Annotated in this window: 12 protein-coding genes and 1 pseudogene; 11 read left to right on the top strand and 2 right to left on the bottom strand. The window is 71.4% G+C overall.

All coding sequences use genetic code 11. The features are described from left to right. From G3I53_RS30170 to G3I53_RS30195, 6 genes and pseudogenes are all read left to right on the top strand, one after another. A pseudogene (locus tag G3I53_RS30170) lies at positions 1-488 on the top strand (ribonuclease E/G); the annotation flags it as partial. A gap of 485 nt (positions 489-973) precedes the next feature. Further along, a complete protein-coding gene (locus tag G3I53_RS30175) occupies positions 974-2089 on the top strand; it encodes a DegT/DnrJ/EryC1/StrS family aminotransferase (RefSeq protein ID WP_164333983.1) in 1116 nt (371 codons plus the stop codon). Continuing rightward, positions 2086-3111: a Gfo/Idh/MocA family oxidoreductase gene (locus G3I53_RS30180; RefSeq protein ID WP_164333984.1), complete on the top strand. Its 1026-nt coding sequence runs from the start codon at positions 2086-2088 to the stop codon at positions 3109-3111. The genes G3I53_RS30175 and G3I53_RS30180 overlap by 4 nt, the downstream gene beginning before the upstream one ends. Further along, positions 3101-4687 carry a glycosyltransferase family 4 protein gene (locus G3I53_RS30185; protein ID WP_239064190.1) on the top strand — a complete coding sequence of 529 codons (1587 nt, stop codon included), beginning with the start codon at positions 3101-3103 and terminating at the stop codon, positions 4685-4687. Before G3I53_RS30180 ends, G3I53_RS30185 begins: the two co-directional genes overlap by 11 nt. Next, positions 4684-6312 carry a glycosyltransferase family 2 protein gene (locus G3I53_RS30190; protein WP_164333985.1) on the top strand — a complete coding sequence of 543 codons (1629 nt, stop codon included), beginning with the start codon at positions 4684-4686 and terminating at the stop codon, positions 6310-6312. Before G3I53_RS30185 ends, G3I53_RS30190 begins: the two co-directional genes overlap by 4 nt. A 9-nt stretch (positions 6313-6321) precedes the next feature. Continuing rightward, positions 6322-7605: a nucleotide sugar dehydrogenase gene (locus tag G3I53_RS30195; protein WP_164333986.1), complete on the top strand. Its 1284-nt coding sequence runs from the start codon at positions 6322-6324 to the stop codon at positions 7603-7605. A 90-nt stretch (positions 7606-7695) separates the two neighbouring features. Here G3I53_RS30195 and G3I53_RS34505 read toward each other — a convergent pair whose 3' ends face one another. Beyond that, on the bottom strand, positions 7696-8292 hold the full coding sequence (locus G3I53_RS34505) for an acyltransferase (protein WP_164333987.1): 597 nt from the start codon (positions 8290-8292) through the stop codon (positions 7696-7698). A gap of 89 nt (positions 8293-8381) precedes the next feature. Beyond that, positions 8382-8795: a Fur family transcriptional regulator gene (locus G3I53_RS30205; protein WP_164333988.1), complete on the bottom strand. Its 414-nt coding sequence runs from the start codon at positions 8793-8795 to the stop codon at positions 8382-8384. Positions 8796-8989: 194 nt separating this feature from the next. Here G3I53_RS30205 and G3I53_RS30210 point away from each other — a divergent pair, with 194 nt between their 5' ends. The 5 genes from G3I53_RS30210 to obgE all read left to right on the top strand — a co-directional run bounded on the left by G3I53_RS30210 (position 8990) and on the right by obgE (position 13337). Further along, a complete protein-coding gene (locus G3I53_RS30210) occupies positions 8990-10453 on the top strand; it encodes a catalase (protein WP_164333989.1) in 1464 nt (487 codons plus the stop codon). Positions 10454-10599: 146 nt separating this feature from the next. Further along, a complete protein-coding gene (locus G3I53_RS30215; protein ID WP_164333990.1) occupies positions 10600-10986 on the top strand; it encodes an ankyrin repeat domain-containing protein in 387 nt (128 codons plus the stop codon). Positions 10987-11196: 210 nt separating this feature from the next. Then, entirely contained in the window at positions 11197-11517 is a 321-nt protein-coding gene (gene rplU, locus G3I53_RS30220) for a 50S ribosomal protein L21 (RefSeq protein WP_006132815.1), read from the top strand. A gap of 14 nt (positions 11518-11531) precedes the next feature. Beyond that, complete coding sequence (gene rpmA / locus G3I53_RS30225) at positions 11532-11786, top strand: 50S ribosomal protein L27 (protein ID WP_164333991.1); 255 nt, start codon at positions 11532-11534, stop codon at positions 11784-11786. 105 nt (positions 11787-11891) lie between these two features. Then, on the top strand, positions 11892-13337 hold the full coding sequence (gene obgE / locus G3I53_RS30230) for a GTPase ObgE (RefSeq protein ID WP_164438975.1): 1446 nt from the start codon (positions 11892-11894) through the stop codon (positions 13335-13337). The last annotated feature ends 56 nt before the right edge of the window (positions 13338-13393 follow it).

Below are 13393 nucleotides of genomic sequence, written 5' to 3' on the forward strand. Positions count from 1 at the left end.
CCCCGGCCCGTCCGCGCCGCCGCGCCGTGCGCAAGCCGACCACGTCCACCGCGTCCGAGGAGACGGCCGTCGTGGTCGTCCCGTCGGCCGCGGCGGACGAGCCGGCCCCGCAGGCGGAGCCCGGGCCGGCCGCCGGGGATGCGGAGGGGGAGACCACCCCCGACGCGGCCCCCGACGGCACCGCCGAGGAGGCGGCTCCGGCCAAGAAGACCGCCCGCGCGGCGGCCAAGAAGGCTACGGCGAAGAAGGCCGCCACCAAGAAGACGGCCGCGAAGAAGACCACGGCCGCCAAGAAGACGACGGCCACGAAGGCGGCGGCCACGAAGGCGGCGGCGAAGACCACCACCGCCAAGAAGGCCCCGGCGAAGAAGGCGACCACGACGAAGAAGACGGCGGCCAAGAAGACCACGGCCAAGAAGACGGCCGCGAAGACCGCGGCCGCCGCTCAGCAGCCGTCCTCCTCGGTCTCCGCCACCACGGAGGACTGACCGGTTCCGCCCCTCGGCGGGCGGACCGGCCTCCGGGCCCGGCACCACGAAGCGCAGGACACCGAAACGCCGGTGTCCTGCGCTTCGTCGTACGGCGTGACCGGCTCGCTTCACTTATGATGCAGGTGAGCTCACTCTCCGTATGGGTGTGACCGATCCTTGACCGGGCGGAGATTTCTCTGTGGTAACTCCGAGAAAATTTCCAACACATGTGCTGGTAACGTAATTGCGGTCCCGGCCGCTGATCTTGCCCATGCCGTGGCCCCGCAGCCGACTACTGCGACCGAACCTTCTTCCACGCGGGTGACAGCCGTCTTCCGCCGGGGCTCCCTGGGGGGCGAGTCCTGCGGAAACCGTTCGCCGCCGACAGCAGCCGGTGACTACTTCAAATGACACGGACACGGACGCCCCGCGTACGGGACCGTCCCTTCCCGGTCCACATCGTGGTGCGCCGTCGAGGTCGCCGTACGAGGAGGGGAACGTCGATGACCGACGCCCATGAGTTGATACCGGCCGCCAGGCCCGTCATCGACGAGGAGGAGATCGAGGCCGCGGTACGCGTGCTGCGCAGCGGCCGCGTGGTGCAGGGACCCGAGGTGGCCGCCTTCGAGGAGGAGTTCGGCGAGCTCGTGGCCGGCCGGCACTGCGTGGCGGTCAACTCCGGCACGTCCGCCCTCCACCTGGCCCTGCTCGCGCTGGGCATCGGCCCGGGCGACGAGGTCGTCGTGCCGTCGTTCTCCTTCGCGGCCTCCGCGAACGCGGTGCGGCTCGTCGGAGCCGACGTCGTCTTCGCCGACATCGAGGCCGACAGCTTCTGCCTGGACCCGGAGGCCGTCGAGGCGGCCCTCACCCCGCGCACCGCCGCGATCATGCCGGTCCACCTCTACGGGCACCCGGCCGCCATGGACCGGATCATGGACCTGGCGAACCGGCACGGCCTGGCCGTCGTCGAGGACGCCTGCCAGGCGCACGCGGCCGCCCTGCACGGCACCCCCGTCGGCGCCTTCGGCAACGCCGGCACCTTCAGCTTCTACCCGACCAAGAACATGCACAGCCTCGAGGGCGGCATGGTCAGCACCGGCGACCCGGAGCTGGCCCGCACCCTGCGCCTGCTGCGCAACCAGGGCATGGAGCAGCGCTACGCCAACGAGATCGTCGGCGCCAACGTCCGCATGACCGACGTCTCCGCCGCCATCGGCCGGGTGCAGCGCGCCAAGCTGGCCGGCTGGACCGAGCGGCGCATCGCCAACGCCGCGTACCTCACCGAGCACATCACCGCTGCCAACGTCCTCACGCCGACCGTCGCCGAGGGCGCCCGGCACGTGTACCACCAGTACACCGTGCGGATCCGCGGCGACCGGGACGCCGCGATGGCCCGCCTCACCGAGGCCGGCATCGGCAACGCCGTGTACTACCCGACGCCCATCCACCGGCTGAAGCCGTACTGGGAGCCGGACCAGAAGGCGGGCCGCACCTGGGACCTGCCCCGGACCGAGAGCGCCGCCGCCGAAGTCGTCTCGCTGCCCGTCCACCCGGGCCTGTCGCAGCAGGACCTGGAGCGCGTCGTGGCCGCCGTGAACGCGCTGGAGGAGCAGCTGTGAGCAACGGAAGACGCCTGCGGGCCGGACTCGTCGGCCTCGGCTCCATGGGGCGTCACCACGCCCGCATCCTGTCCGGCCTGGAGGGCGTCGACTTCGTGGCCGTCGTCGACCCCATGGGCGACAAGCACGGCGCCGCGCAGGGCACGCCGGTCCTGAACACCGTCGAGGAACTCCTCGACCTGGGCATCGACTACGCGGTGGTGGCCTGCCCCACCGGCCTGCACGAAGAGGTCGGCCTGCAGCTCGCCGACGCCGGGGTCTGCGCCCTGGTGGAGAAGCCGCTCGCCGACACGGTCGCCGGGGCCCGCCGCCTCGTCGACGCCTTCGAGTCGCGCGGCCTGGTCGCCGGCGTCGGCCACATCGAGCGGTGCAACCCGGCGCTGCTCTCGCTGCGCGCCCGCCTGGAGGCCGGTGAGCTCGGCGACGTCTACCAGGTCGTCACCCGCCGCCAGGGCCCCTTCCCGCACCGCATCGCGGACGTCGGCGTGGTCAAGGACCTCGCCACCCACGACATCGACCTGACCGGCTGGGTCACGGGCCAGCAGTACGCCTCGATCACGGCGCACACCGTGTCCAAGAGCGGCCGGAAGCACGAGGACATGGTCTCCGCCGTGGGCCGCCTCGACGACGGCACCATGGTCAACCACCTCGTCAACTGGCTGAGCCCGCTCAAGGAGCGCTTCACCTCGGTCACCGGCGAGCGCGGCTGCTTCATCGCCGACACCCTCACGGCCGACCTGACCTTCCACTCCAATTCCGCCGTGGCCACCGAATGGGAGGCCCTGCAGGCCTTCCGCGGCGTCTCCGAGGGCGACATGATCCGGTATGCCATTCCCAAGCGGGAGCCGCTCCTCGTGGAGCACGAGCTCTTCCGGGACGCGGTCCTCGGGGAGCCCGCCGACATCTGCACCCTGCGCCAAGGCCTGCGGACGGTGGAGGTCGCGGCGGCGGTACTCGAATCCGCGGCGGGCAACCGCAGCATCTCGCTCAAGTCGGAGGACCTGACGACCCATGGCAGCTGAGAACCGTACGACGGCACGATCCGGCAAAGGCCGGATCGTGATGCTCGTCGACAACGGGGTCAACGGCGACTCACGCGTGCAGAAGGAGGCCCGTTCGGCCGCCGAGGCGGGCTGGGACGTCGTCCTGCTGGGCCGGGCCAGGAGCAAGAAGGAACAGGACCAGACCTGGACCCTGGGCGACGCCCGGGTCCGGCTGCTGAGCGTGCCGGGGCCGCTGTTCCGGCGGCGCCACGAGTACCGCAGGGCGCCGCTGCGCTCGCCGCTCGCCTACCGTCCCGGGCCGCTGGCGGCGTACCGCAAGCAGAAGGTCAAGGCGTGGCGGGCCGACCTCAACATCCGGCTGATCATCGCCCAGCGCGAGGGCTCGGCCCTCGGCCGGCTGCGTCTGATGCCGCCCCGCCTGTTCTCCCGGCTGCTGCAGTCCTGGGTGAACCTGCGGCACCGCAAGACCCAGCAGCTGGAGAAGCGCCGCAAGGACATGGACTCCGCGCTGGACCGCTTCACCACCGCCTTCTGGCGCAGAACCATGGGCGTCCGCGCCTGGCGCCGCCTCGACCCGCACCTGTGGGACTTCGAGCTGGCCTACGGCAAGGTCATCGACGAGCTGAAGCCCGACCTGATCCACGCCAACGACTTCCGCATGCTCGGGGTCGGCGCCCGCGCCGCGCTGCGCGCCCGCGCCCGCGGCCGTGACGTCAAGCTGGTCTGGGACGCGCACGAGTTCCTGCCCGGCATCAAGCCGTGGAGCCCGCACCCGCGCTGGCACGTCGCGCAGTGCGCGCACGAGAGCGAGTACGCGCGCTTCGCCGACGCGGTGGTGACGGTGTCCGACACCCTCGCCGGCATGCTGCAGGAGCGGCACGGCCTGGCCGAGCGCCCCGCCGTCGTGCTCAACGCGCCCGACGGGGAGATCTCCCCCGAGCAGGCCGCCGAGCCGGTGCCCGACCTGCGGGAGCTGTGCGGCATCGGGGACGGCGTGCCGCTCGCCGTCTACAGCGGCTCCGCCGCCCCGCAGCGCGGCCTCGACATCATGGTCGAATCGCTGCCGCGGGTGCCGGAGGTGCACACCGCCTTCGTCGTGCTCAACACCGAGTCCGACTACATGAAGACGCTGCGCGCCCGGGCGGAGGAGCTCGGGGTGTCCGACCGGCTGCACATCCTGCCCTACGTGCCGCACTACCAGGTGGCCCGCTTCCTCTCCACGGCCGACGTCGGGGTCATCCCGATCCACCACTGGCCGAACCACGAGATCGCCCTCATCACCAAGTTCTTCGAGTACTCCCACGCCCGGCTGCCGCTGGTCGTCAGTGACGTGAAGACGATGGGCGCGATGGTCCAGCAGACCGGTCAGGGCGAGGTGTTCCGGGCCGAGGACCTGGAGGACTACGCCCGCGCGCTGAAGTCGGTGCTGGGCGACGCCGAGCGGTACCGGGCTGCGTACGACGCGCCGGGACTGCTCGACACCTGGACCTGGGAGGCCCAGGCGGAGCGGCTGGACGAGGTCTACTCGCAGTTGCTGTCGGACTCCGGCGCCCGGTCCGGGGCCGGCCGGAGAGAGGCGGGGACAGGGGCATGAGCGGGGTACCCGACGTCAGCGTGGTCGTCGCGGTCTACAACACGATGCCGTACCTCACCGAGTGCCTGAACTCCCTGGTGGGGCAGAGCATCGGCTTGGAGAGGCTGGAGATCGTCGCCGTCGACGACGGCTCCACCGACGACAGCGGCGCCGAGCTCGACCGCTTCGCGGAGCGGTACCCGGGCACCGTCAAGGTGCTCCACCAGGAGAACTCCGGCGGCCCGGCGGCGCCCAGCAACCGGGCCCTGGACATCGCCACCGGCCGGTACGTGTACTTCATCGGCTCGGACGACTACCTGGGCGAGGAAGCCCTGGAACGCATGGTCGCCTACGCCGACGCACACGAATCCGACGTCGTCGTCGGCAAGATGGTCGGCACCAACGGCCGTTACGTGCACCAGGCGCTCTACAAGCAGAACGACCCGGACGTCTCCCTCGCCGGCTCCGCCCTGCCGTTCACCCTCGCCAACACCAAGCTGTTCCGCCGCGAACTGGTCGAACAGCACAAGCTGCGCTTCCCCGAGCACTTGCCGGTGGGCAGCGACCAGCCGTTCACCATCGAGGCGTGCGTGCGCGCCCGGAAGATATCGGTGCTGGCGGACTACACCTGCTACTACGCGGTCAAGCGGGGGGACGCCAGCAACATCACCTACCGCGCCGACCACCTGGCCCGGCTGCGGTGCACGGCGGAGATCATGGAGTTCACCGCCGGGCTGATCGAGCCGGGACCGGAGCGCGACGCGGTCCTGCGCCGGCACTTCACCTGGGAACTGGCCAAGCTGGTCCAGGACGACTTCCCGGCCCTGGACCCCGAGCTGCGGCGGGAGATCTGCGCGGGCATCGCCCGGCTCGCGGACGCCTACTTCACGGACGGCATCCGCGACGCGATGGACGTCAAGCGCAGGGTGCGGATCTGCCTGGCCCGGGCCGGGGCGGTCGAGGAACTGTGCGAGGCGATCACCTCCGAGAAGAGGGACGGCGCCCCGCCCTTCGTCCTGGACGGAGACCGCGCCTTCGCCCGCTACCCGGGCTTCCGCGACCCCCGGTTCGGGCTGGCCGACCGGTGCTTCGAGCTGGTCGGGGAGGCCGTCCCCGGCCGCCTCGCCCAGGGCACCGAACTGCTCGCCTCCGCCTGGGAGCAGGAGGGCGAGTCCCTCGCCTACACCGCGTCGGTGCGGGTGCCCGTCCTCGGTGACGTGGACGGTGCCGCGCTGCGGCTGGTCCGCGGTGCCATGCCCAAGTCGGCGGACAAGCCCGGGGCGCGGCGGCTGCCCGGCGACCAGGTGCTCGACGCGCCGGTGGGCGAGATGCGCACCGAGCCCGCCGGGGACGGCGCCGCCACCGTGCTGCACGCCCGCGTCCCGCTGGAGCGGCGCGACGTCAAGCTGGGCGTCCGGGTCTACCTGGACGTGGCCGGCTCGACGTACGAGATACCCGTGCGCGGCAAGGGCAGACCCATGCCGCTGTCGCGTCGCTGGGGCGGTTACGCCGATCCCTACCGTGCCGCCGCCGTCGTCAACGACAAGGGCCGTGTGGTGGTCTCCACCGCCCGGATGTTCCCGCCGAAGAAGTCCCTGGTCTCCCGGGTGAGGTCCGCCGTCGCCCGTGCCGTGAAGAGGAAGTAACCACCGATCATGAACATCTGTGTAGTAGCGCTCGGCAAGATCGGGCTTCCGCTGGCCGTGCAGTTCGCCGCCAAGGGGCACCGGGTCATCGGCGCGGACGTCAACGAGAAGGTCGTCGAGCTGGTCAACGCCGGTGTCGAGCCCTTCCCGGGCGAGCACGACCTGGACCGCAAGCTGAAGACGGCGGTCGACGCCGGCCTGCTGAGCGCCACCACGGACACCGCCTCGGCGGTGGCCGAGTCCGAGGCGGTCGTCGTGGTCGTGCCGCTGTTCGTCGACGCGGACGGCGTGCCGGACTTCGGCTGGATGGACGCCGCGACGAAGGCGATCGCGCAGGGCCTCAAGCCGGGCACCCTCGTCTCCTACGAGACCACGCTGCCGGTCGGCACCACCCGCAGCCGCTGGGCGCCGATGCTGGCCGAGGGGTCCGGCCTGACGGCGGGTGAGGACTTCCACCTGGTGTTCTCGCCGGAGCGGGTCCTCACCGGCCGGGTCTTCGCGGACCTGCGCCGCTACCCCAAGCTGGTCGGCGGCATCGACGAGGCGTCCACCGCCCGCGGTGTCGCCTTCTACGAGGCGGTCCTCGACTTCGACGCCCGTGACGACCTGCCCCGCCCGAACGGCGTCTGGGACCTGGGCACGGCCGAGGCGTCCGAGCTGGCCAAGCTCGCCGAGACCACCTACCGGGACGTCAACATCGGCCTGGCCAACCAGTTCGCGCGGTTCGCCGACAGCAACGGCATCGACGTCAAGAAGGTCATCGAGGCCTGCAACTCGCAGCCCTACAGCCACATCCACCAGCCGGGCATCGCGGTCGGCGGCCACTGCATCCCGATCTACCCGCGGATGTACCTGTGGAACGACCCGGCCGCGACCGTCGTGCGCTCCGCCCGTGAGGCGAACGCCGCGATGCCCGAGTACGCCGTGGACCTGCTGGCCGCCGCCTACGGCGACCTGGACGGCGCCGAGGTGCTCGTGCTGGGCGCGGCCTACCGCGGGGGAGTGAAGGAGACCGCGTTCTCCGGTGTCTTCCCGACCGTGGAGGCCCTCAAGGCCCGCGGTGCGGTCCCGTACGTCTCCGACCCGATGTACACCGCCGAGGAGCTCTCCGCCCTGGGGCTGACCCCGCACGCCGGGCAGAAGGTCACCGCGGCGATCCTGCAGGCCGACCACGCCGAGTACCGCACGCTGACCCCGGCCGACCTGCCCGACGTCACGGTGCTGGTCGACGGCCGGCGCACCACCGACCCGGAGGCCTGGAAGGGCGTCCGCCGGGTGGTCATCGGCGGCTGACCCGGCCCGCCCTCCCAGGACGACGACGAGGCCCCGCCCCCTTCATCCCGCTTCATCCCGGGGGCGGGGCCTCGTCGGTGTCCGGGCGGGTCAGGCGGCGCGCTCGGTGAGCGTGCCGTCCTTCTCGTCGTACAGGCCGCCGGTCTCGGGGCACTCCCACACGCCGGGCTCCCGCTCGGTCAGCCGCACCCCGGCGCGGCCCACCCAGCCCACCTGCCGGGCCGGGACGCCGACCACCAGGGCGAAGTCGGGCACGTCCCGGGTGACCACGGCGCCCGCGGCGACCATCGCCCAGCGTCCGATGCGCACCGGCGCGACGCACACCGAGCGGGCGCCGATCGAGGCCCCGTCGGCGATCTTCACGCCGACGGCGTCCCAGTCGCCGCCCCGCTTCTGCTTGCCCTCGGGGTCCACGGAACGCGGGTTGTGGTCGTTGGTGAGGACCACGGCGGGGCCGATGAACACGCCGTCGCCCAGCTCCGCCGGTTCGTAGACGAGGGCGTAGTTCTGCAGCTTGCAGTTGTCGCCCATGCGCACGCCCGAGCCCACGTAGGCGCCGCGGCCGATCACGCAGCCCTCGCCGAGGCGCGCGTCCTCCCGGATCTGCGCGAGGTCCCACACACTGCTGCCCGTTCCGATCTCCGCGCTGTCGTCGACCTGCGCGCTGGGCTGGACCCTGTAGTTCACTTCTCCGCCTTCCGCTGTCTCACTCGCCCGGTGAGCATAAGGGGGCGCGGCGCCCGGCAGCGCGGCGGCCGGGGTGCGGGCGGCCGGTGTCAGCGGGCGCAGTCCGGACAGATGCCGTGGTACGTCAATTCGACGTCGGAGACCGTGTAGCCGAAGCGCTCCGAGTCGGGGAGGTCGGCGAGGGGGTCGCCCGTCGGGTGCACGTCGCGGATGGTGCCGCAGCCGCCGCAGAGCAGGTGCTGGTGGGCCCGGTGGGCGTTCGGGTCGTAGCGGATGGCGCGCTGGTCGGTCGACACCTCGACGAGCTCGCCCAGCGAGACCAGCTCGCCCAGGGTGTTGTAGACCGTCGCCCGGGAGATCTCGGGCAGGCGCTGCGAGGCGCGCGCGTGCACCTCGTCGGCGGTCAGGTGGACGTGTTCCCCGGCGAGAACCTCGGCCACGACGCGGCGCTGCGCCGTCAGGCGCCAGCCGCGGTCGCGGAGCCTCTGCAGGAGATCGGTCATGTCCACACCCTAATCCGCGATCAAACCCAGCTCAAGAGTGGATATGGTTCTGAATGGCGCCTTGACTTAGACTGAGTCCAACATAGGGTGGGACCTGACGGCGGGCCGCGCAGCAGCCCGCGCGGAGACTTCGGACGGCCGGCCCCACAGGGCACCGGCCCACCCGCGACGAACCACACGCCGAGGAGCGAGTTTTGACCGAGAACAACCAGAAGCCGTTGACCACCGCAGCCGGCGCACCGGTCGCCGACAACCAGAACTCGCTGACGGCCGGTCCGCGCGGTCCCATGCTGCTGCAGGACGTCTGGTTCCTGGAGAAGCTCGCGCACTTCGACCGCGAGGTCATCCCCGAGCGCCGCATGCACGCCAAGGGCTCCGGCGCCTTCGGCACCTTCACGGTGACCCACGACATCACGCGCTACACGAGCGCGAAGATCTTCTCCGAGATCGGCAAGAAGACCGACCTCTTCGTCCGCTTCTCCACCGTTGCCGGTGAGCGCGGTGCCGCCGACGCCGAGCGCGACATCCGCGGCTTCGCCGTGAAGTTCTACACGGAGGAGGGCAACTGGGACCTGGTCGGCAACAACACGCCGGTCTTCTTCTTCCGCGACCCGCTGAAGTTCCCGGACCTCAACCGCGCCGTGAAGCGCGACCCGCGCACCAACCTGCGCGACCCCGAGAACAACTGGGACTTCTGGACCAACCTCCCCGAGGCCCTGCACCAGATCACCATCGTCATGTCCGACCGCGGCATCCCCGCCTCGTACCGGCACATGCACGGCTTCGGCTCGCACACCTACAGCTTCATCAACGCCGAGGGCGAGCGGTTCTGGGTCAAGTTCCACCACCGCACCCAGCAGGGCATCAAGAACCTCACGGACGCCGAGGCCGAGGCCCTGGTCGGCAAGGACCGCGAGTCGCACCAGCGCGACCTCTACGAGGCGATCGAGAACGGCGACTTCCCGAAGTGGAAGCTGTACGTCCAGATCATGCCGGAGGCCGACGCGGAGAACTACCGCTTCCACCCCTTCGACCTGACCAAGGTCTGGTCGAAGAAGGACTACCCGCTGATCGAGGTCGGCGAGTGGGAGCTCAACCGCAACCCGGCGAACTACTTCGCCGACGTCGAGCAGGCCGCCTTCACCCCGGCCAACGTGGTCCCCGGCATCAGCTACTCGCCCGACAAGATGCTCCAGGGCCGCCTCTTCTCCTACGGTGACGCCCAGCGCTACCGCCTCGGTGTCAACCACCACCAGATCCCCGTCAACGCCGCCAAGGCCCCGGTGAACACCTACCACCGCGACGGCGCCATGCGGGTCGACGGCAACCAGGGCTCCGTCCCCGGCATCGAGCCCAACTCCTACGGGCGCTGGCAGGAGCAGCCGGCCTACCGCGAGCCGGCCCTGGCCGTGGGCGCCGTCGCCGACCGGTTCAACTACCGCGAGGACGACGACAACTACTACGAGCAGCCCGGCAACCTGTTCCGCCTGATGACGGCCGAGCAGCAGCAGGTGCTCTTCGAGAACACCGCCCGTGCCATCAACGGTGCCTCGGAGCAGACCATCGCCCGCCACATCGCCAACTGCACCAAGGCCGACCCCGCCTACGGCGAGGGCGTCCGCAAGGCGGTCGAGGCCCTGGCCGCCGGCACCCTCTGAGCCACGCCTCCAGGGCAGGCAGCGGCACGCACGTGACCGCGTCGTCGCGCCCGGGCACGGACCACCGGACGGTGGCCCGCGCCCGGGCGCGCGCCCGTTTCCCCACGGGCCGACCCCGACCAGCACCCCACCCGAAGGGAACCCCCATGAGCACCGGTGGCCTGACCGCCGAACAGACCGAGCGCGTGGTGGCCATCGCCATGGACCTGGCCCGCGCCGGCGAGACCGAGGAACTGTCCGGGTTCGTCGAGCACGGGCTGCCCGTCGACGTCACCGACGCGGCCGGCAACACCCTGCTCATGCTCGCCGCCTACCACGGCCACGCCGGCACGGTGCGCGCCCTGCTCCGCCTCGGCGCCGACCCCGACCTGCGCAACGACCGGGACCAGAGCCCCGTCGCCGGTGCCCTGTTCAAGGGCGCGGACGAGGTCGTCCAGGTGCTGCTGGAGGCCGGTGCCGACCTGGACGCCGGAACGCCGAGCGCGCGGGCCGCGGCGGCCATGTTCGGGCGCGCCCACCTGCTCCCGGGCTGAGCCGAACGAGAGGCCCTGGCCCCCGGGGGGCCCGGTTTGACCCCTCACGCCCGGCCCCGTAACCTTGACCGTCGGCGTGTCGCCTGACCCGCCACATCCCCGTAAACCTCATTCCTTCCGGGTGCCACGGTGCCTGGGAGAGGTCGTCCGTGTCCATGCCGGGCGGCTGGCCTGCGGGGGTGCCGTTCTTCGAGCGAAAGAGAGATCCGCGTGTACGCCATCGTGCGCAGCGGTGGTCGCCAGCACAAGGTTGCTGTCGGCGACATCGTTGAGGTTGACAAGATTTCCACCGCCAAGGTGGGCGACACGGTCGAGCTCTCGACCCTGCTCGTCGTCGACGGCGACTCCGTGACCAGCGACCCCTGGGTGCTGGCCGGCATCAAGGTCCAGGCCGAGGTCGTGGACCACCACAAGGGCCAGAAGATCGACATTCTGCGCTACAAGAACAAGACCGGCTACCGCCGTCGTCAGGGCCACCGCCAGCAGTACACGGCGATCAAGGTCACTGAGATCCCCGCGGCTGCGAAGTAAGGGACTGAGGAGAGATGGCACACAAGAAGGGCGCATCGTCCACCCGGAACGGTCGCGACTCGAATGCCCAGCGGCTCGGCGTGAAGCGCTTCGGCGGTCAGGTCGTCAGCGCGGGTGAGATCCTGGTCCGTCAGCGCGGCACCCACTTCCACCCCGGCGCGGGCGTGGGCCGTGGCGGCGACGACACGCTGTTCGCGCTGCTGCCGGGTGCCGTCGAGTTCGGCACCAGCCGCGGCCGCAAGGTCGTGAACATCGTTCCGGTCGCCTGACCGGATCTTTCGCGAGGCGGACCTCACTTCCCCGGCGGGAAGGCGGGTCCGCCTTTCGCGTGTTAAGACAAGAAACCCATAAGAAGTCTCTGGAGGCACCTCACCATGACCACCTTCGTGGACCGCGTCGAGCTGCATGTCGCCGCGGGTAACGGAGGCCACGGCTGTGCCTCCGTCCACCGTGAGAAGTTCAAGCCGCTCGGCGGACCCGACGGCGGCAACGGCGGACGCGGCGGGGATGTGATCCTCACCGTCGACCAGTCCGTGACGACGCTCCTCGACTACCACCACTCCCCGCACCGCAAGGCCACCAACGGCAAGCCCGGCGAGGGCGGCAACCGCAGCGGCAAGGACGGTCAGGACCTGGTGCTGGCCGTGCCGGACGGCACCGTCGTCCTCGACAAGGCGGGCAACGTCCTCGCCGACCTGGTCGGGCAGGGCACCTCCTACGTCGCCGCCCAGGGCGGACGCGGCGGGCTCGGCAACGCCGCCCTCGCCTCCGCGCGCCGCAAGGCCCCCGGGTTCGCGCTGCTCGGCGAGCCGGGGGACCTCCGGGACATCGTCCTGGAGCTGAAGACCGTCGCGGACGTGGCGCTGGTCGGATATCCCAGCGCGGGGAAGTCCTCGCTCATCTCGGTGCTGTCGGCGGCCAAGCCGAAGATCGCCGACTACCCCTTCACCACGCTGGTGCCCAACCTCGGCGTCGTCACCGCCGGGTCCACGGTCTACACGGTCGCCGACGTGCCCGGTCTGATCCCGGGCGCCAGCCAGGGCCGCGGGCTGGGGCTGGAGTTCCTGCGCCACGTCGAGCGGTGCAGCGTGCTCGTGCACGTGCTGGACACGGCCACCCTGGAGTCCGACCGCGACCCCGTCTCCGACCTCGACGTCATCGAGGAGGAGCTGCGCCAGTACGGCGGCCTCGGCGGCCGCCCGCGGATCGTCGTCCTCAACAAGATCGACGTTCCCGACGGCCAGGACCTGGCCGAGATGGTCCGGCCGGACCTGGAGGAGCGCGGCTACCGGGTGTTCGAGGTCTCCGCGGTCGCCCACAAGGGACTCAAGGAGCTGTCCTTCGCCCTGGCCGACCTGGTCGCGCAGGCGCGCGCCGCCCGGCCCAAGGAGGAGGCGACCCGGATCGTCATCCGGCCCAAGGCCGTGGACGACGCCGGGTTCACGGTCACCCGCGAGGAGGTCGGCGGCGAGCCGCTGTTCCGGGTGCGCGGGGAGAAGCCCGAACGCTGGGTGCGGCAGACCGACTTCAACAACGACGAGGCCGTCGGCTACCTCGCCGACCGGCTCAACCGCCTGGGCGTGGAAGAGTCGTTGATGAAGGCCGGCGCCCGCTCCGGCGACGGTGTGGCCATCGGCCCCGAGGAGAACGCGGTCGTCTTCGACTGGGAGCCGTCCGTGATGGCCGGCGCGGAGATGCTCGGCCGCCGCGGCGAGGACCACCGGCTCGAGGCGCCCCGCCCGGCCGCCCAGCGCCGCCGCGACCGCCAGGCCGAACGGGACGAGGCCGAGCGCGAGTACGACGGCTTCGAACCCTTCTAGATCCCCAGGGCGCGCAGGCGGGCGGCCCGCGCGCCGGCGCCCGCCCGAGGAGCCCG

It is taken from the genome of Streptomyces sp. SID14436 (assembly GCF_010548465.1).
Lineage (GTDB): Bacteria > Actinomycetota > Actinomycetes > Streptomycetales > Streptomycetaceae > Streptomyces.

Excerpts from the sequence above, each read along its gene's own strand:
- G3I53_RS30175 (WP_164333983.1), top strand. The coding sequence starts at position 974 with ATGACCGACGCCCATGAGTTGATACCGGCCGCCAGGCCCGTCATCGAC.
- G3I53_RS30185 (WP_239064190.1), top strand. The coding sequence starts at position 3,101 with ATGGCAGCTGAGAACCGTACGACGGCACGATCCGGCAAAGGCCGGATC.
- G3I53_RS30190 (WP_164333985.1), top strand. The coding sequence starts at position 4,684 with ATGAGCGGGGTACCCGACGTCAGCGTGGTCGTCGCGGTCTACAACACG.
- G3I53_RS30195 (WP_164333986.1), top strand. The coding sequence starts at position 6,322 with ATGAACATCTGTGTAGTAGCGCTCGGCAAGATCGGGCTTCCGCTGGCC.
- G3I53_RS30205 (WP_164333988.1), bottom strand. The coding sequence starts at position 8,795 with ATGACCGATCTCCTGCAGAGGCTCCGCGACCGCGGCTGGCGCCTGACG.
- G3I53_RS30215 (WP_164333990.1), top strand. The coding sequence starts at position 10,600 with ATGAGCACCGGTGGCCTGACCGCCGAACAGACCGAGCGCGTGGTGGCC.
- rpmA (WP_164333991.1), top strand. The coding sequence starts at position 11,532 with ATGGCACACAAGAAGGGCGCATCGTCCACCCGGAACGGTCGCGACTCG.
- obgE (WP_164438975.1), top strand. The coding sequence starts at position 11,892 with ATGACCACCTTCGTGGACCGCGTCGAGCTGCATGTCGCCGCGGGTAAC.